This window comes from Corynebacterium sp. KPL2680, from assembly GCF_040225675.1.
GTDB lineage: Bacteria > Actinomycetota > Actinomycetes > Mycobacteriales > Mycobacteriaceae > Corynebacterium > Corynebacterium rhinophilum.
This window is the reverse complement of the sequence record NZ_JBEHFM010000063.1, coordinates 1-782: the sequence shown is the minus strand read 5'-3', so window position 1 is coordinate 782 and position 782 is coordinate 1. Positions and strand designations below refer to the sequence as shown.

Annotated in this window: 1 protein-coding gene and 1 pseudogene; both read left to right on the top strand. The window is 46.7% G+C overall.

Annotated features, from left to right (window positions below; genetic code table 11):
* Positions 1–110: 110 nt before the first annotated feature.
* Positions 111–443, top strand: a pseudogene (locus tag ABRP66_RS11730) (AAA family ATPase); the annotation flags it as partial.
* Entirely contained in the window at positions 438–746 is a 309-nt protein-coding gene (locus ABRP66_RS11725; protein WP_502879920.1) for an nSTAND3 domain-containing NTPase, read from the top strand. The pseudogene ABRP66_RS11730 and the gene ABRP66_RS11725, both read left to right, overlap by 6 nt.
* The last annotated feature ends 36 nt before the right edge of the window (positions 747–782 follow it).

Here is a 782-nt window from a genome sequence, read left to right as displayed (position 1 = left end):
ATGGTAATAAGAAAGCCGCTGCTTAACCCCTAAGCAGCTTAACAACGTGTCCACGATTTGCGGGCAACCCCAGTTTTACCACCAAACCCTCAGATGTTAAGAACCAAAAGTTTTGGGATAACAGCTGGAGTCTTTTCGAATCGGCAATCGGGTTAAGCCAGTCAGATACGCCAGAAAATAGAGCCAAGTTCATGCGCGATTTCGACGTGATGACTAAAGATCGATCGATCACGGCATACACCATGGCATTGTTTTGGGCGCGTCCACTCTACTTCCTGACTTTTGATTCAGTTATCACCAAGTATCTTGCCCAAGACTCCGCATTAGGAATCAATATTCAGAAGAATGTTTCAACGGGTAAAGATTATTTGCTCACGCTCGATGACATTCGAGAATGGCTTACTACCGCCGAGATCGAACCAGCCAACTTTCCCCGGTTGTCTTATGAAGCATGGGTTTTCAACCAAGAACCAACAGATGCTACTACCCAAACTGCAGAGTCTTCGTCGGAAGAAGACCCCTTTACCATCCCTAAACTAATAGAAGAAGGCTGTTTTATTCCGAAAGACGATCTCGAGCTTATGCTGGAGCGCCTGAAAGAAAAGAAGAATCTGATTCTCCAAGGACCACCGGGTACAGGAAAGACATGGCTTGCACGTCGCTTGGCATATATCTTGTGCAAGTCGGATGCAGAAGAACTAGTCACTGGTCAAGTCCGTTTGAGTGGTGTTTCTACCTTTCGATAGAGCATGCAGTGTGATGGTGTCAGGGGCCAGCACGTG